General features: G+C 69.2%; 16 protein-coding genes. 10 read left to right on the top strand and 6 right to left on the bottom strand.

The annotated features are described in order from the left end of the window. The first annotated feature begins 1 nt into the window (after position 1). From ACGFJ2_RS12755 to ACGFJ2_RS12745, 3 genes are all read left to right on the top strand, one after another. A complete protein-coding gene (locus ACGFJ2_RS12755; protein WP_358178238.1) occupies positions 2–877 on the top strand; it encodes a carbohydrate ABC transporter permease in 876 nt (291 codons plus the stop codon). 9 nt (positions 878–886) lie between these two features. Continuing rightward, entirely contained in the window at positions 887–1,162 is a 276-nt protein-coding gene (locus ACGFJ2_RS12750; RefSeq protein ID WP_358178236.1) for a 4a-hydroxytetrahydrobiopterin dehydratase, read from the top strand. Between the two features lie 71 nt (positions 1,163–1,233). After that, positions 1,234–2,043 carry a hypothetical protein gene (locus ACGFJ2_RS12745; RefSeq protein WP_393467569.1) on the top strand — a complete coding sequence of 270 codons (810 nt, stop codon included), beginning with the start codon at positions 1,234–1,236 and terminating at the stop codon, positions 2,041–2,043. A 322-nt stretch (positions 2,044–2,365) separates the two neighbouring features. On the opposite strand, the gene ACGFJ2_RS12740 is transcribed toward ACGFJ2_RS12745, so the two are convergent. Continuing rightward, positions 2,366–3,763 carry a M6 family metalloprotease domain-containing protein gene (locus ACGFJ2_RS12740; RefSeq protein WP_357956114.1) on the bottom strand — a complete coding sequence of 466 codons (1,398 nt, stop codon included), beginning with the start codon at positions 3,761–3,763 and terminating at the stop codon, positions 2,366–2,368. A gap of 138 nt (positions 3,764–3,901) precedes the next feature. Here ACGFJ2_RS12740 and ACGFJ2_RS12735 point away from each other — a divergent pair, with 138 nt between their 5' ends. Then, positions 3,902–5,002, top strand: a complete 1,101-nt coding sequence (locus ACGFJ2_RS12735; protein WP_358178230.1) for a low temperature requirement protein A — start codon at positions 3,902–3,904, stop codon at positions 5,000–5,002. After that, positions 4,999–5,328, top strand: coding sequence for a nuclear transport factor 2 family protein (locus ACGFJ2_RS12730; RefSeq protein ID WP_358178228.1), 330 nt, complete (start codon positions 4,999–5,001; stop codon positions 5,326–5,328). Before ACGFJ2_RS12735 ends, ACGFJ2_RS12730 begins: the two co-directional genes overlap by 4 nt. Positions 5,329–5,392: 64 nt before the next feature. Here the strand turns inward: ACGFJ2_RS12730 and ACGFJ2_RS12725 are convergent, their stop codons facing one another. Then, positions 5,393–5,764 (bottom strand): hypothetical protein, encoded by a 372-nt coding sequence (locus ACGFJ2_RS12725; RefSeq protein WP_358178226.1) that lies wholly within the window; start codon positions 5,762–5,764, stop codon positions 5,393–5,395. Then, positions 5,761–6,240, bottom strand: a complete 480-nt coding sequence (locus ACGFJ2_RS12720; RefSeq protein WP_393467566.1) for a MarR family winged helix-turn-helix transcriptional regulator — start codon at positions 6,238–6,240, stop codon at positions 5,761–5,763. The genes ACGFJ2_RS12725 and ACGFJ2_RS12720 overlap by 4 nt, the downstream gene beginning before the upstream one ends. A gap of 287 nt (positions 6,241–6,527) precedes the next feature. Between ACGFJ2_RS12720 and ACGFJ2_RS12715 the strand changes: the two genes are divergently transcribed. Next, a complete protein-coding gene (locus tag ACGFJ2_RS12715; protein ID WP_358178222.1) occupies positions 6,528–6,911 on the top strand; it encodes a hypothetical protein in 384 nt (127 codons plus the stop codon). A 152-nt stretch (positions 6,912–7,063) separates the two neighbouring features. On the opposite strand, the gene ACGFJ2_RS12710 is transcribed toward ACGFJ2_RS12715, so the two are convergent. Both ACGFJ2_RS12710 and ACGFJ2_RS12705 read right to left on the bottom strand, forming a co-directional pair. Beyond that, the gene (locus tag ACGFJ2_RS12710; RefSeq protein WP_358178220.1) at positions 7,064–8,023 is read right to left on the bottom strand and encodes a pirin family protein; all 960 of its coding nucleotides are present in this window, start codon (positions 8,021–8,023) and stop codon (positions 7,064–7,066) included. Between the two features lie 123 nt (positions 8,024–8,146). Then, positions 8,147–9,688 (bottom strand): serine hydrolase, encoded by a 1,542-nt coding sequence (locus tag ACGFJ2_RS12705; protein WP_393467562.1) that lies wholly within the window; start codon positions 9,686–9,688, stop codon positions 8,147–8,149. 192 nt (positions 9,689–9,880) lie between these two features. Here ACGFJ2_RS12705 and ACGFJ2_RS12700 point away from each other — a divergent pair, with 192 nt between their 5' ends. Both ACGFJ2_RS12700 and ACGFJ2_RS12695 read left to right on the top strand, forming a co-directional pair. Next, positions 9,881–11,623: a sensor histidine kinase gene (locus ACGFJ2_RS12700; protein WP_393467560.1), complete on the top strand. Its 1,743-nt coding sequence runs from the start codon at positions 9,881–9,883 to the stop codon at positions 11,621–11,623. After that, entirely contained in the window at positions 11,616–12,284 is a 669-nt protein-coding gene (locus tag ACGFJ2_RS12695) for a response regulator transcription factor (protein WP_357956092.1), read from the top strand. The genes ACGFJ2_RS12700 and ACGFJ2_RS12695 overlap by 8 nt, the downstream gene beginning before the upstream one ends. A 17-nt stretch (positions 12,285–12,301) precedes the next feature. Here ACGFJ2_RS12695 and ACGFJ2_RS12690 read toward each other — a convergent pair whose 3' ends face one another. Next, a complete protein-coding gene (locus ACGFJ2_RS12690; protein ID WP_357956090.1) occupies positions 12,302–13,147 on the bottom strand; it encodes a fused MFS/spermidine synthase in 846 nt (281 codons plus the stop codon). 101 nt (positions 13,148–13,248) lie between these two features. Between ACGFJ2_RS12690 and ACGFJ2_RS12685 the strand changes: the two genes are divergently transcribed. Next, positions 13,249–14,709, top strand: coding sequence for a penicillin-binding transpeptidase domain-containing protein (locus ACGFJ2_RS12685; RefSeq protein ID WP_393467557.1), 1,461 nt, complete (start codon positions 13,249–13,251; stop codon positions 14,707–14,709). Between the two features lie 85 nt (positions 14,710–14,794). Beyond that, positions 14,795–15,442 (top strand): hemolysin III family protein, encoded by a 648-nt coding sequence (locus ACGFJ2_RS12680; RefSeq protein ID WP_393467555.1) that lies wholly within the window; start codon positions 14,795–14,797, stop codon positions 15,440–15,442. The last annotated feature ends 69 nt before the right edge of the window (positions 15,443–15,511 follow it).

The following is a 15,511-nucleotide window of genomic DNA, read 5'->3' as shown; positions in this document are numbered from 1 at the left end:
CATGGCATCGACTTCCTCCGACATGGCCACGCCTCGTCCGGCCAGACCCCGGCTCGGGGTCCTTGGCGGCCTTTCGCATCTGGCGCTCTTCATCTGGGCGCTGCTGATCATCCTGCCGCTGCTCTGGACGTTCCTCGCGTCGTTCAAGAACAACACGGAGATCTTCGGGGACGCGCTTCAGCTGCCCGGTCAGTTGCGGCTCGACGCCTGGGGGAGGGCCTGGGACAAGGCCCACGTGGGGCAGTACATGCTCAACACCGTTGTCGTCGTATTTTTCAGCACTTTGGGGACGATGCTGTTCGGCTCGATGGCGGCGTATGTGCTGGCCCGCTACCAGTTTTTCGGCAACAGGGTGATTTATTACTTCTTTGTGGCGGGGATGGCGTTCCCGATCTTCCTGGCGCTGGGGCCGCTGTTCTTCGTCGTCCTCCAGCTCGGGCTGCTGAACTCCCACATCGGGCTCATCCTGGTCTACATCGCGTACTCGCTGCCGTTCACGGTCTTCTTCTTGGCCGCATTTTTCCGTACATTGCCGGACACCGTGGCCGAAGCGGCGGCGATCGACGGCGCCTCCCACACCCGCACGTTCTTCCAGATCATGCTCCCCATGGCCAAGCCCGGCCTGATCAGCATCACCATCTTCAACGTGCTCGGCCAATGGAACCAATACCTGCTGCCCCTGGTCCTGCTCACGGACGACAAGGACAAGTGGGTCATCACCCAGGGCATCGCCGACATCTCCACCATCGCCGGGTACGAGGCGGACTGGCCGAGCCTGTTCGCCGCCCTCAGCATGGCGATCATCCCGGTGATGATCGTCTACATCATCTTCCAACGCCAGATCCAGTCCGGCCTCGGCGCGGGGGCGCTGAAGTAACGTGAGCTTATGGACGTCGACAGCAAGCTCAACGACCTGCCCGAATGGCGCAGGGAGGGCGAGGAGATCCGGCGTACGATCACCGCGCCCGACTTCCCCACGGCCATCCGGATCGTCGACGAGATCGCGGTCCAGGCAGAAGAGATGAACCACCATCCCGACATCGACATCCGGTGGCGCAAACTGCACCTCTCGCTGACCACCCACGACAAGGGGCGGCTCACGGAGAACGACTTCACCCTGGCCGGACTCATCGACGGGATCGCCGCCAAACACGGTGCGTAGTGGGTCGGTTACTGGTTAGAGTGGTGGCCCCGTGAGCCTGGCCAGGGCTCGTCACCGCTTTGGGGGTTCCCATGCGCCTGCCCACGCCTGCCATCGCACAGCGGATGCCCGCGTCCGTCCGGTCACTGAGGGCGCGCGCCCGCAAGCCTCGCGCGCAGCTGAGCCCCGGCTACCCCGACTTCGTCATCGTGGAGCAGTCCGCCGCCTCACTCGACCCAGACTGCGCGACTGCCCGCGACACCGTCGGCGGGACCGCCCGATCGGGCGGCACCGCCCGTGACACCGCCCGGCCTGGTGTCACGGCCCGTGCGGTCGCTCGCCCGCTGAGGGCACGTTCGGCCGCGTTGCTGCTCGCCCTGGCGGTCGCGGGCTGTGCGCAGAGCCCGGCCGATCCCGAGGCCGACGCGCCCGTGGGAAACGCCGTCCACAGCTCCGACGCCGCCGCGGCGCCCACCACGCTCACGGGCGCCGGAGTGTTCAAGCCGCGCACCACGATGGCCATCGTCTACAACCGCAAGCTGGTGCCCAAGGGGGCTCAGGCGAGCGTGACCGCCGAGTCCACGGGCGGCAAGACGGTGACCTCGCTGGTGGTGGAGGGCCTGGTGCCCAACCATCGATACGGCGCCCACCTCCATGTCGCGCCCTGCGGAAAGGGCCCCGCCGACGCGGGGGCGCACTTCCAGCACATAGCCGGCCGAGCCGACGCCACCAGCGAGGTGTGGCTGGACCTGAAGACGGACGGCTCCGGCGCCGGGCGCGCCACCGCCCGCCACGACTGGCCGCTGACGGGCGAGGTGCCCCACTCCTTGGTCCTCCACGCCAGGCCGACCACCCCCTCCGAGCAGCCCGCCCCGCGCATCGCCTGCCTCACGCTCAACTGATCTTTTGGCCGACCATCTTTTACGGCCGGCCACACCCACCCCACCCACCGTCCCACCTGGGCTCCGTCCAGGGGCACGCTCCTGCGGTTCACGGGGCTGGGCGCCGTGACGTGCGCACTCTTGGCCGCTCGCGGGGCCATTCGTAGGCCAGTGTGGGCACGTATGGCGAGAGGTTCGTGGACCGCTGTCAGCGCAAGTGCGACAGGAGTCTCGTCGACCGCGGTCGGTGCGTGCGACGAGATAGAGCCGGTCACGGCAGATGCTGGGCGGTCGCGGCACTCGCCCAGCATCTGCCGTACCCGGCCTCCGTCATGGACCGCCCTTACGAGCTGACCACGACGTCGATCGTCATCTCGTCATCGCCCGGCGTGCCGGAGACCTCGATGGTCACGCCGGTCCATCCGCCCCCGGGCAGATCGAGCGGGGGCCTGGTGTCCCGGCCGATGCTCGTGTTGCCCAGTGAGGGATACAGGTCGTTGGCGTCACCCCTGTTCCCCAGGCTGCCGATCTGGGCGAGCTGGCGCAGGCCGTCGGCCTGCATCAGCTCGATCGCCAGGCGCCGCTCGTCGTCGACGTTGGGAATGGCCTCGTCCACGACGTAGGCCGCGATGCCCTGGTCGGGCAGGAACTCGTCCTGGCCCCGCTTGCGGCGGTATTCGACGACGATGTACTGCGAGTCCTTCATCGTCCGATCGTTACGGATGACGATGAAGTCACCGCCCTCGGCCACCGGCCGGAGCGTGATGCGGTGGGTGGTCTCGGTGACCAGCCGTGGGGTGACCCAGTCGTGGAACATGCGCAGCATGCTGGTCGGGTACACGGGCGTGACGCCGCGGTTGCCCCACGAGCCGGCCGCCATCAGGCAGAAGTTGCCCAGCCCGTGTGACTTGGCGCCGGTCTGCGCCCGGTCGGTGTCGTAGTAGTCGGCCCAGCGCGCCGCCAGGTGCCCCCACTCGTGGGCGCAGACGCCGACGTTGCAGTCCTCGGGCACGGTCAGGAAGGTGCTCACCTCCAGGTCGGGCCCGACCGAGATGGGCTCGTCGCCGACGGTCCACTTCAGGCTCCAGATGTACTGGAGCCCCTCGGCGTCGGCGAAGGTCTCGGCGCCCGGGCCGGCGTGCACGACGAACAGCGCGGTGACCTGGTGCTCGTCGAGTACGTCGTAGGAGGGGTCGATCTCGACGCCCGCCGCCAGAGCGGCCTGCACGGCGTCCCGCGCCATACCCTGGGCGTTGCGCGGGAAGTGGTCCTCGTCCAGCCCCGACTTGTTGTTGGCGTAGAAGGCCAGCGTCTGCGGCAGCCGGAACCAGCCGAACACCTCGCCCTGCACGTCGATGCCGTGGTCGTCGCTGAAGCCGCTGACCTTCCGGTAGAAGTCGCGCATGCTGCCCGGCTGGGTGCCGAACAGCAGCCGCCTGAAGTGCTCCGCGTCATGAGCCGGATCGTGCGGTCGGTCATCGAAGTCGACCAGCAGCACCAGCGTCTTGATGACACCCTTGAGCTTCTTCGGCGGCCGGTTGATCAGGCTCACGTCGGGAGCCTGCGGGGTGAGGTTGCCGTCATCCAGGCCCACCGAGCGCGGCCCACGCCGCTCGGAACGCCACATCGCGTAGTAGTCCTCGAACGTCAGGTGCTCGGGCAGCAGCCCGGCCGCCTTCAGTTCGTAGAAGCGGGTCTCCAGCTTGGCCAGCGCATCCGGCGCTAATGGAACGAAGTGCATGGTGTCCCCCCATCGTCCGTCCTTCCGCGAAGGTAGGCCGGATAATGGGGTCTGTCCTGAGTACCCCATACTCAGCCGGTGCCGTGCACACCAGACCTCCAGGGCGACATAATTACACGATTACATGCGGAGGTACGGGTGAGCAGGAGTTGGCAGCCGCCTAGGTTACGGCTGTTCGAGGGAGTGCAGCGACGGGCCACCTGGCTGGAGCTGCTCTATGACCTGGTGTTCGTGGTGGCCGTGGCCGAGTTGGCCGATGTGCTGGCCGAGGGGACCGAACCAGGGCGGATTCTGGCGTTCATAGGGCTGTTCGTGCCCATCTGGTGGGCCTGGGCGGGCTACGTGTTCTACGCGAACAGGTTCGACACCGATGACGTGAGCCATCGCCTGCTCGTATTACCCCAAATCCTGGCCGTTGGCACGATGGCCGCGAGCTTGGGCGACATCGAGCAGCGTTCCGCGTTGTTCGCCCTCTCCTACGTGGCCGTGCGGATCCTGCTCATCGTGGCCTACCTGCGCGCCGGGCGGCATGTGCCCGAAGGGCGGTCGCTGACCAGCAGCTATGTGGCCGGGTTCACGGTGTCGGTGGTCATCTGGACGGCGTCGCCGGCCGTCGAGCCGCCGCTGCGCTATGTCCTGTGGGCCATCGCCATGGTCATCGATCTGGCCACGCCGCTCCTGGCGCGACGGTACCAGGGCGCGCTGCCGCCGCAGAGTGAGCACCTGCCCGAGCGGTTCGGGCTGTTCGTGGTGATCGTGCTGGGCGAGGTCGTCGCCGCGGTGGTGGTCGGGCTGAAGAGCCACGCGGTCACGCCCGGCACACTGCTGATCGCCCTCGCGGGCATCGCGATCGCCATGGCGTTCTGGTGGCTGTATTTCGGGCACATAGACGAGTCGGTGGTGCTGCGTACCCAGCTGGCCGGACAGGTCTGGGTCTACTCCCATCTGCCGCTGTCGCTGGGCCTTGTCGCGTTCGGCATCGGTGTCGAGCACGCGATCACCCACCCGGGGACGGGCTGGGCCGTCGGGGTGCCCGCCGCGGTGGTGTTCGTCACCCTCGGCCTCCAGCACCTGTGCTCCGGCGACCGGCTCGCGACCGGCATCCGCATGGCGGCCGCCGTGCTCACGCTCGTCACCTCCGCGCTCCCGGCCGCGCTGGCGTTCCCTTTGATTCTCTTGTACGGCGGAGCGCAGGTCGCCTACGATCTTCGCCGTCCCCTGCCCGGAGGAGAGGCATGACCGTGATGGAGCTGTTCGACCGCCAACTGGCCGCTATCGCGGATCGGGACCTGGAGGCCCTGCTGGCGCAGTACCACGAGGAGGCCATGGTCGTCCGCTTCGACCGCGTGGCCAGGGGAGCGGCGGAGATCCGGGAGCTGTTCGGCGCCTATCTGGCCGCCGAGCCGCAGGTCGTCGAGGTCATGTCCATCCAGGCGGTGGACGACGTCATCTTCTACAACGCCCTCATGACCATCGCCGGCAACAAGGTCACCACGTTCGGCACGCTAGTGATCAAGGACGGCAGGATCTGGCGCCAGACCGCCGCCGCCCTGCCGTCCCCCTGACCGCGCCCAGCCCGTCAGCTGAGCCCAGCTCGTCGGCCCAGTTCGCCTGTCAGCTCAGCTGGGCTCAGCCCATCACTTGTCTCATCGGCTGCCACGGCGTGGCGTCGAAGATCAGCATGATGGAGACGATCCGGCCGTCGACGAGCTGGAAGTGCTCGGCGGTGCGCTGGGTGCCCACCGGCGTGGCGGTGTGCACGTCGTACACGAGCGTGGCCTCCGACTCGCCGTAAAGCTCGCTGATCAGATCGACGCCGGTGACCACCTGGACGAAGCCGGTGATCCCGGCCAGGTGGCCGGCGGCGTCGTCGGAGCTCATGAGCGGGCTCCGGAAGCTGAACCCGTCACCGATGAGCGCGGCGGCCGTGGCCACATCGCCACGGAAGCGCGCCTCGTGGTAGCCGCGTACGACCTCACGCGTCCGGTTCTCGCCGCTCATGAGGCACCTTCCAGATACTGCGCGAGCCGGCGCTGATTGTCGGCCACCCGCAGGCACAGGTCCCGGAACCGGGTCAGGTCGTCGGCCGTGAAGTCCCTGAACATCGCCGTCATCGCCCGCTGCGACGGCTCGCTGAACGCCTTGATCCAATCCTGTCCCTCTGCCGTGATCTGGGCCAGGACCGAGCGCCGATCCCGCTGGTCGGGGACCCGCCGCACCAGACCCTCACGCTCCAGCGTGTCGACCAGCCCGGTCACGTTACGGGAGCTGACACCCGCGGACTGGGCCAGCTCCCCGATGCTCACTCCGTCTCCTTCGGCGGCGCCGAGCCGCATCAGCAGGTCCATCGCGCCGGAGCTCAACCCTCTGCCCTGGCTGCCGTGGGCGCGCATGCGCTCGATGGCGTGGAAGGCGGTGCGAACGGCGGCCGCGGCCTCCAGCGCGGCGGTGTCGCCTCCGCCGGTGAACTGCCGCATGGCGGTCCTGGTCGCGGGATCGAAGAGGCTTCCATCGGGGTCAGTGTGGAAATCTGATTTATGTACTTCATTCATGATGAAGCAGCACATTAGTACGTACTTCACTACTTGTCGACCGGCCGGAGCCGGGTTCGCAGGGCTCCCGGACGGGCCTCCTCGCGACCGGCGGGGCCGTCCGGCCATGGGCCGCCCTCGACGAGCGCGCCGAAATCGGCTCGCACTTTTTATGAACTTTGCCGCCGATGCCGTCGTCTTTCCTACGGAAATGCAAAACGACAGGGGGCATTGTGAAAAAGCTGCTACTCGTCACCGCCATCGCCGGACTGGCGCTCGCCACCGTGGGCACCACCGCCGCTTCGGCAACCGCACGGGCGATTCCCCGCGCATCCCTGAGTGACGGGCACGGGGGCGTGCTCGCCGAAGCTCAATTGGAGAGCGACACGAGAATCATCGTCTGCGACCGGAACGCCGACCACCGCTACGCGATGGCCAAAGTCAGATACCAGGGGCACACCTACCAGTACGCCAACTACTACAAGAACCAGGACTGCCTTGAGCAGCGGACCAGGCGCATGTCGCACGGCAAGATCGAGCTCTGGGCCTGTGTGAGCAAGCCGTACAAGGTGAAATTCGACCACTGCGGGCCGAAGAAGACAGTGGTCCGTCCGTAGCCGCCGCGTCGCCCTTTGAACACAATGGGCCGCCGTGAATAACGGCGGCCCAGTTCCAATGACTTGGCGGCGCGCTCAATAGCGCCCGGTCAATAGCGACCTACTCGATAGCGACCCGCTTAATAGCGGGCCGCTCAATGCGATTCTCGTAATCAGGCGGCGGGAATGGAGCCCAGACGCCCCGCCTGATAGTCCTCGAAAGCCTGGGCCAGCTCGGCGCGGGTGTTCATGACGAACGGGCCGTAATGGGCCACCGGCTCGCCGATCGGCTGACCGCCGAGGATGATGACCTCCATCGTGTCCTTCGCCGACAGCGTGATCGTCTCACCCGACGTGGTCAGCCCCGGACGGTCGCCGAAGCCGTCGAACACGGCCAGCTGGCCGCTGACCAGCGGGCGCCGCTCGCTCCCGACCGTGCCGCGTCCCGACAGGACGTAGGCGAGGGCGTTGAAGTCCTTGCGCCACGGCATCGTCAGCCGCGCACCCGGGCTGATCGTGGCGTGCAGCAGGGTGATCGGCGTCTGGGTGCTGCCGGGCCCGGTGTTCCCGGCCAGGTCGCCCGCGATGAGGCGGATCAGGGCGCCGCCGTCATGGCTGCTGAGCAGCGCGACGCTGGAGCTTCCGATGTCCTGATATTTCGGGGCGATCATCTTCTTGGCGCCCGGCAGGTTCACCCACAGCTGGATGCCGTGGAACAGCCCGCCCTGCTGCACCAGCCACTCCGGCGGCGCCTCCTTGTGCAGGATGCCGGCGCCGGCGGTCATCCACTGGGTGTCGCCGTTCGTGATCGTGCCGCCGCCTCCGTTGGAGTCGAGGTGCTCCATCACGCCGTCGATCATGTACGTGACGGTCTCGAAGCCGCGGTGCGGGTGCCACGGAGTGCCCTTGGGCTCGCCCGCCGCGTAGTCGACCTCTCCCATCTGGTCCATCATCACGAACGGGTCGAGGTACTCAGGCTTGATGGCGGCCAGGGCCCGGCGTACCGGGAAGCCCTCGCCCTCGAAGCCGCTCGGCGCGGTCTCGACGGCGAGCACCTTGCGGCCCTGCGCCTCGGTCAGCGGCTCCGGCAGGCGGGGCAGGCTGAGCGGGTTCTCTACGGTGACGGCGGGCATGTCGGGCTCCCTTCGGCGGAATCTGCTGTTCTCAACCAAGTTGAGAATTCAACTATTCCAGGCGAGCGGTCCCGGCCGCCAGGAGCCCGGGCTCAGGCGGCCAGGAGGCCGAAGGGCCCAGGGTCAGGACGACTTGAGCAAGGCGAAGGCGCCCCGCGAGAGTGCGACGAGCTCCTCGTACACCTGGTCCTCCTTGAGGGCGGCGGACGGGTCGGAGGCCATGGCCGTGACCACGAAGGTGCGCCCGGACGGCGTGCGGGCCAGGTAGCTCAGGTCGAGCACGCCCTGCTCGGAGCCGCCCTTGTACCAGACGGTGGGCCACTCCTTGGCCGGCAGCTGGATCCCGTCGGGGTTCTGCGACATGATCTCGCCGACCCGCTTGTCGCGGCTCTTCGCCAGCCCCGCGTAGGCGCGGCAGATGTCGGCCGGGGAGCCGAACCACTCCAAGGTGTCCAGCTCGCGCGGCTCGGCCCACGCCCTGATGCCGGACCGCGGGAGCTTGTCGACGACCGCCGACAGGTAGTCCCGCCGCCCGGCCGTGTCGCGCGACAGGAACTCCTTGGAGTATCGCGGGTAGTCGGCGCCCTTGAGCGCGAACAGCTCCCTGGTGGTCAGGAACGGCGTGTTCCGCTTCACCTGGCCGTGCCAGGCCCGTACGCGGTCCTCGACCGCCGTCCGGCCGGCCTGGTGGAGCAGCAGGTCCGCCCCCGTGTTGTCGCTGATGGCGATCATCATCCTGGCCGCCTCCAGCACCTGCACCTGGCTGTTGTCGGGGCGGTCCTGGAGCTCGCCGCTGGGCAGGCTCTTCAGCTCGGGCTTGATCGTCATCGCGGTGTCCCACGAGAACCCGCCCTGCTCGATCTTCTTGGCGACGGCCCCGAGGACGTACAGCTTGAACATCGAGCCGAGCGGGCGCGCCTGCCGGCCGGCGATGGCGTGGACCGGTCGGCAGGTGCCATCGCGCTTGACCTCGGCGGCGAGGAACCCCACGCGGGCCGCCGCCTTGCGCGCCCGCCGATCCAGCTCGTCCCAGCTCGTGGGGGAAGGCTGAGGCGTGGCCGGTTCGGTGAACCGCACGCCGTTGATCTTGCCCGTGGCGTCCACCGAGAGCGTCAGCTTGAGCGTCTGGGCGCCGACCACCACATGCGCGATCAAAGCGGCGGGCGTGGCTCCGATGATCTTCTGCAGCTGGATCCCGCGCAGCCCGGCCAGGGTCTCGTTGACCTTGTCCGCCGGGACCTGCTCCAGGAACGCCGGGGCGAAGTGCTCGGCCAGCTCGGCCTGCCCGATCGGCGCCCTGGCGGGGGCGTCGAGCAGCCAGCGCAACTGCTGCCCGACGGGCGTGCTGGGGATCTCCACGGGCGGCGCGGTGGCCGCCGAGGGGGTGCTTGGAACGTTCCTACCAGCGGCGGAGAACGTGAGCGGGCGCACAGCGGTCACGGGCGAGCTCGTGTCGCCCGTAGGCCGGTACGCGGCGACCCCGGACAGGCTCGTCACGCCCTCAGACCGGTTCGCGGCGACCCCGGGCAGGCTGGTGACGGCGTCAGGCCGGTTCGCGGCGACCCCGGGCGGGCTGCTGGTGGGAGTCCCTGTCGCGCAGGCGGTCAGTGACACGGCCACGGCGGTGACCGCGACAACAAGGGCGGGCTTCGACGGGGAGTGCATGGTGGCTCCTTCGACTTCGCGTTCGACTTCGATTTCGACTCAGACCCAGGTGGAACACGCGCCTCCCACTCAACAGACCCCGTCCTGCATACCCCACCCGGTGAGCCGCCGTCTTGAGACTGCGGATAACCGCATCGAGTGTGCGGTTATCCGCATAGACGCAGCCCACCGCCCCCGCGACGATGGGGCCTTATGAGTTCCAGGTTGGTGGCCGGGCTGCTCGCGGCGACCGCGGCCGCGGGTCTGATCGCGGGCGCGTTGCTGGACAGCGGCCTGCCCGCCCCTGCGACGCAGTGGGCGTACATCGTCATCGGCCTGGTCTTGCCGGCACTCGGCTGGCTGCTGGCAGTGCGCCGGCCGCACATCCGCTATGTCTGGCTGCTCCTGGCCACGGCGGTCTGCCTGGGTGTGAGCACTTTCGGCGTCGGGCTGAGCAAGCTCGACGTGGCACCGGTGGTCGTCCGCGTGCTGGTCGCGGTCTTCGCCGTCTACTACGGCCTGTTGTGGATCTTCGTCCCGCTGCTGTTCCCCGAGGGCCGGTTGCCGTCGCGCCGCTGGCGGCCCGTCGCATGGATCGGGGGCGTGGCGATCGCCGTCCACTTCACGGGCAACCTCCTGATCGGCCCCATCTCCTCCGCCACGCCCGGCCAGCTGGTGCTGGCCGGCTCGGCGGACCTGGTCGCCGCGCTCGTGTCCGCGGTCGGCCAGCTCGTCACCTGGATCATCACGTTCGTCGTGTTCGGCGGGCTGGTGATCCGCTGGCGGCGGAGCGGGAGCGGCGAGCGCGGCCAGTACGCCTGGATGGTCGCCGGAATGACCGTCAACCTCGCCGGGTTCCTGCTGCTCTCCTTCTTCCTCTTCGGGCTCGCCGCGCCGATGGCCGGGGCGGTCGGCGTGCTGGCCGTGCTGGGGTCCCTGCCCGTGGCGATCGCGGTCGCGGTCGTCAGGCACCGGCTGCTCGACCTCAGGATCGGCATCAGGGGCTCGCGGCTCCTCGTGGTGTTCGACGTCCGGCCGACCGTGGGCGAGATGCTGACGAGCCTGGGCACGGCGTTAGAGGAGACGCCGGAGCCCGTGGAGCAGCTCGGCAGGCTCGCGGCGGCCGTACGCGATGGGTTGGCGGTCAGGTGGGCGGCGGTCACGCTGGCCGACGGCACCCGCGTGGTCGCCGGGCGGGAGGAAGGCGCCGCGGCGCTGACGCTGCCCGTGCGGGGCGGTTTGGGGCGGATCGAGTGCGGGCCCAGGGACGGCGACCGCCTCACCGTCGGCGACCGGCGGCTCCTGGAGGCGCTGGCCGTGCCCGCGGGGCTCGCCATCCAGAGCGCCGGGCTGGCCGGACGCCTGGTCAACGCCCAGGAGGCCGAACGCCGGCGCATCGAGCGCAACATCCACGACGGCGTGCAACAGCAACTCGTCGCGCTCATCGCCGGGCTGGAGCTGGCTCGCGCCACCGGTGGCGGCCCCGACATGCTCGCCGAGCTGCGCGAGCAGGCCCGCCAGACGCTCAACGACCTGCGGGAGCTGGCCGCCGGCATCCATCCCAGCTCGCTCAGCCAGGGCGGCCTGGTGGAGGCCGTGGAGGAGCGCTGCGCCCGGCTGCCGGTGCCGACCACGGTCGTCGCGAGCAGGGAGCTGCGCGCCCAGCGCTTCCCCGACGAGGTGGAGGGCGCGATGTACTTCACCGTGAGCGAGGCGGTGGCCAACGCGCTCAAACACGCGGGCGCCACCAAGATAGAGGTACGCCTGGCGCGGGCGGACGGCCGCCTGCGTGCGACCGTCACGGACGACGGGCGGGGCTTCGATCCGCCGGCCGTCGGCCGCCGGGGGCTGGCCACGCTCGCCGACCGGCTCGACGCGCTCGGCGGCGGACTTGATCTTGACAGCGGACATGGAGAAGGGACACGGATGAACGCCTGGGTGCCGGTCGATGCCTGAGCGGATCCGCACGATCGTGGCCGACGATCACTACCTGGTACGCGAGGGCACCCGGCGGCTGCTGGAGACCTCGGGCGAGGTCCTGGTCGTCGGCGCGGTGGGCAACGCCGACGAACTGGTCGACGCCACGCGCAGGCTCGGCCCCGACGTGGTGATCACCGACATCCGGATGCCGGGAGGGGACTGGCGCCAGGGGTTCGAGGGGATCGACGCCGCCCACCGCGTCCACGCCGATCATCCGGGCGTCGGGGTCGTGGTGCTGTCGCAGTTCTCGGATGCGCTGTTCGCCTTCGAGCTGTTCAAGCACGGCACCGAGGGGTTCGCCTACCTGCTCAAGGACAGGGTGGGTGATCTCGACGAGCTGCTCGGCGCCATCAAGGCGGTTGCCTCTGGTGGCTCGGTCATCGACCCCAAGGTGGTGGAAGGGCTGCTGGCCAGGCGCGACGTGCGGGGCGAGCAGGAGGCGCTGACGTCGCGCGAGCGCGATGTGCTGCGTGAGATGGCACATGGCCGCTCCAACGGCGCCATCGCCAGGGCGCTGCACCTGTCGGTCTCGTCGGTGGAGAAGAACGTCAACTCCATCTTCGCCAAGCTCGGCCTGGAGAACAGCGGCGACGTCCACCGCCGGGTCGCCGCCGTCCTGGCCTACCTGGGGCCCTGAGCCCGGTTATCAGCTTCTCAGCCGAAGACGGCCGGGGGTGGCACCGGGGCCAGCACCGCGTCGCCGTCCTTGATCGGGTGGGCACCCGCGACGAAGTTCGTCAGCGCCTCCCCGTACACACACCTGGCCTGGGTGAGGCCGCCGGCCGCGCGGCGGGTCAGCAGGTCGATCGGCAGCTCCGCCCGCGAGGCGGCGACGATGAGGTTGCCGAAGCGGCGCCCGCGCATGACGCCCGGCTCGGCCAGCAGCGCGACATGCCGGAACGTCCCCTGGACCGTCGCCACGAGCCGCCTGGCGAAGGCCAGGCCCTTGCCGTCCGCCATGTTGATCAGCAGCGTGCCCGACGGGCGCAGCACCCTGGAGATGTCGCCCATGTACTCCGTCGTGGCCAGCTCGACCGGCATGGTGGCGCCGGAGAAGGCGTCGAGGACCAGCAGGTCGGCCGAGTCGTCCCAGACCTTGGCGGTGCCCTCGCGCCCACCCTGCACGATCACCTTCAGCCGTGGCACGGACCGCAGGTCGAGCTGCTCGCGGATCAGGTTGACCAGGAGCCCGTCGGGTTCGAGGACGATGTGCCGGGACCCTGGCCGGGTGGCCGCGACATAGCGCGGGATCGTGCACGCCCCGCCGCCCACGTGGACGCAGGCGAGTGCGCCTTCCGGAAGAAGGTCGATCACGTCCGCCATAAGCCGTACGTACTCGAATTCCAGATATGTAGGGTCTTGTAAGTCAACGTACGACTGAGGTACGCCATCCTTGGACAGTACCCAGCCGTCCTGCCTGTCCAGGTCCCGGAGCAGTTCGATCTCGCCGAACGTCACCGGGTAAAGGCCGGGCATCGGCTCCCGCTGTCCTCGTGCCACGATGATCCCCTCCTGGGAGTAACCGTATGCGACGACGAAGGCTGATTGTGCTGGTTATCGCCGTTGTTGCGGTAGTAAGTGCAGGTGTCTTCGCGACAGTGGTGTCCAAGCGGGTCAAGGGCAGCGCCGCGCAGACCTCGGCCGCCTACTTCACGGCATGGCAGCGGGGGGACCTGCGGGCCATGGCCGCCCTGGTCTATCAGCCGCCGGCGGACTTCGTCACCCGGCACCGGTCGTTCTCGGACGACCTGCATGTTCAGGACATCCAGTTGCGGCCCGGGGCCGTGAAGAGCACGGGGGAGGCCTCGGCCGAGGTGCCGTTCACCGGGTTCAGGACGCTGAGCGAGTTCGGGGCGTGGCCGTTCAGCGGTACGTTGCGGCTGGCCGTGCGCGACCGGACCTGGAAGGTGCTCTGGGCGCCGGAGACGCTGGATCCCCGGCTCAAGGACGGGGGCACGGTGCGGCTGGCCGAGTTCGACCGGCCCGCGGTCGAACTGGTGACCAGCGAGGGTGACAAGATCCCCAACGACAGCTACGCCGAGTCCTATCTCGCCGAGCTCAAGCCCGAGTTCGACGAGGTGGCGCAGGGGTGGGCGCTGGAGTCCGCCCTGCCGGGACAGCAGGCGCGGCGGCTCATGACCGTCGAGCCCAAGGTGAACCTGGAGCGTACGACGCTGTCGCGGTCGGTGCAGGCGGCGGCCGCGCGGGCGCTCGACGGGGTACGGGACGCGTCGATCATCGCGATCCGGCCCAGCACCGGTGAGGTGCTCGCGGTGGCCGATCGGCTGGAGGGCAACTACAGCGCGTTCCGCGACTTCTTCCCGCCCGGGTCCACGTTCAAGACGGTTACGGCGGCGGCGCTGATGGAGGCGGGCCTGGATCCGGCGGCGGAGGTGGACTGCCCGGCCACGTACACGATCCCGCACTTCAGGACGGTCAAGAACGCGGGCGAGCAGGCGCACGGCCAGGTGACGTTCGCCGACGCGTTCGCGTACTCCTGCAACACCACATTCGTGCGCGAGGCCGTCGCCCGATTATCGGGTGACGATCTTGTCGAGACCGCCGCGAAGTGGGGGTTCGGCGGTGCCAAGCTGGCCACGGGCCTGGGCGGCAACTGCGGGCGGATGGACCCGCCGGACGGCATGGACGAGTTGGCGGCCGACTCCTTCGGCCAGGGCACGGTGGAGGCGACCCCGCTGTGCATGGCGATGGTCGCGGCGGCGGTCGAGAGCGGCACACTGCGCGTGCCGCGCATCCTGTCCAAGGCCGCCGCCGAGCGGATCGACGGCCCGGCCGCCAAACCGGTCGAACTCGACGAGGGGACGATCGCGGCGCTGCGGGAGATGATGGCCGCCGTCGTCGACCACGGTACGGCCGCCGCCGCCGGGCTGCCCGCGGGCGTGTCCGGCAAGACGGGCACGGCCGAGGCCACTGGCGGGCGGGAGCACGGCTGGTTCATCGGCTACCGCGACGACCTGGCCTTCAGCGTCTTCGTACGCAACGGCGGCTCGGGCCGGAGCGCCGCGCTGCCGGTCGCGGCCCGCTTCCTCAACGGGATATGACTGTCTTCCTCAGCGGGATATGACCTTCGTCTCGTCGAGGGCCCACACCCTCAACGTGGCCATAACCTACGGTACCGTAGGTTATATGACGACCATCACCGCGAAGCCGAGGCTACGAGGCTGGTTGCACACTGGAGCGTTGCCCGTGACGCTGGTCGCCGGGTTCGCGCTCGTGGCGCTCGGCCCCACCCTGCAGGCCCGTCTCGCGTCCGCGATCTACGCGATCACCTCGGGTCTGCTCTTCGGCATCTCGGCCACCTACCACCGCGGCACGCTGGGCCCCCGCCTGGCGGAGGCGCTGCGGCGCTTCGACCACGCCAACATCTACCTGATCATCGCGGGCACCTACACGCCCTTCGCGCTCCTCGCGCTCGACGGGGCCGCCCGCGTGGCCGTCCTAGCGGTCGTCTGGGGCGGCGCGCTGTCCGGGGTGCTCTTCCGGGTGTTCTGGATGAGCGCGCCGCGCTGGCTGTACACGGTCCTCTACCTGGCGCTCGGCTGGACCGCGATCTTCGTGCTGCCGCAGCTGCTCGCGGGCGCGGGCGTGGCCGCCGTCGTGCTGGTCGCCGTCGGCGGCGTCTTCTACAGCGCCGGAGCCATCGTGTACGGTCTGCGCCGCCCGGACCCGGCGCCCGGCTGGTTCGGCTACCACGAGGTGTTCCACGCGTTCACGATCGCCGCCTACCTGGTGCAGTACATCGCGGTGTCGATCGTGGTTTACTCCCACGCCTAAGGGCCTGCGCGGTTAGGTGCTTTCGCCCTGACAGTGGCGGGTTACCGAGTTTTGACCGTGCTGTGGGCT

Origin of the sequence: Nonomuraea sp. NPDC049028 (assembly GCF_043197735.1) — a bacterium.
Classification (GTDB): Bacteria; Actinomycetota; Actinomycetes; order Streptosporangiales; family Streptosporangiaceae; genus Nonomuraea.
The sequence above is the reverse complement of the archived record's forward strand: the minus strand, read 5'-3'. Positions and strand labels throughout refer to the sequence as shown.

Excerpts from the sequence above, each read along its gene's own strand:
- ACGFJ2_RS12755 (WP_358178238.1), top strand. The coding sequence starts at position 2 with ATGGCATCGACTTCCTCCGACATGGCCACGCCTCGTCCGGCCAGACCC.
- ACGFJ2_RS12750 (WP_358178236.1), top strand. The coding sequence starts at position 887 with ATGGACGTCGACAGCAAGCTCAACGACCTGCCCGAATGGCGCAGGGAG.
- ACGFJ2_RS12745 (WP_393467569.1), top strand. The coding sequence starts at position 1,234 with ATGCGCCTGCCCACGCCTGCCATCGCACAGCGGATGCCCGCGTCCGTC.
- ACGFJ2_RS12740 (WP_357956114.1), bottom strand. The coding sequence starts at position 3,763 with ATGCACTTCGTTCCATTAGCGCCGGATGCGCTGGCCAAGCTGGAGACC.
- ACGFJ2_RS12730 (WP_358178228.1), top strand. The coding sequence starts at position 4,999 with ATGACCGTGATGGAGCTGTTCGACCGCCAACTGGCCGCTATCGCGGAT.
- ACGFJ2_RS12725 (WP_358178226.1), bottom strand. The coding sequence starts at position 5,764 with ATGAGCGGCGAGAACCGGACGCGTGAGGTCGTACGCGGCTACCACGAG.
- ACGFJ2_RS12720 (WP_393467566.1), bottom strand. The coding sequence starts at position 6,240 with ATGCGGCAGTTCACCGGCGGAGGCGACACCGCCGCGCTGGAGGCCGCG.
- ACGFJ2_RS12710 (WP_358178220.1), bottom strand. The coding sequence starts at position 8,023 with ATGCCCGCCGTCACCGTAGAGAACCCGCTCAGCCTGCCCCGCCTGCCG.
- ACGFJ2_RS12705 (WP_393467562.1), bottom strand. The coding sequence starts at position 9,688 with ATGCACTCCCCGTCGAAGCCCGCCCTTGTTGTCGCGGTCACCGCCGTG.
- ACGFJ2_RS12700 (WP_393467560.1), top strand. The coding sequence starts at position 9,881 with ATGAGTTCCAGGTTGGTGGCCGGGCTGCTCGCGGCGACCGCGGCCGCG.
- ACGFJ2_RS12695 (WP_357956092.1), top strand. The coding sequence starts at position 11,616 with ATGCCTGAGCGGATCCGCACGATCGTGGCCGACGATCACTACCTGGTA.
- ACGFJ2_RS12680 (WP_393467555.1), top strand. The coding sequence starts at position 14,795 with ATGACGACCATCACCGCGAAGCCGAGGCTACGAGGCTGGTTGCACACT.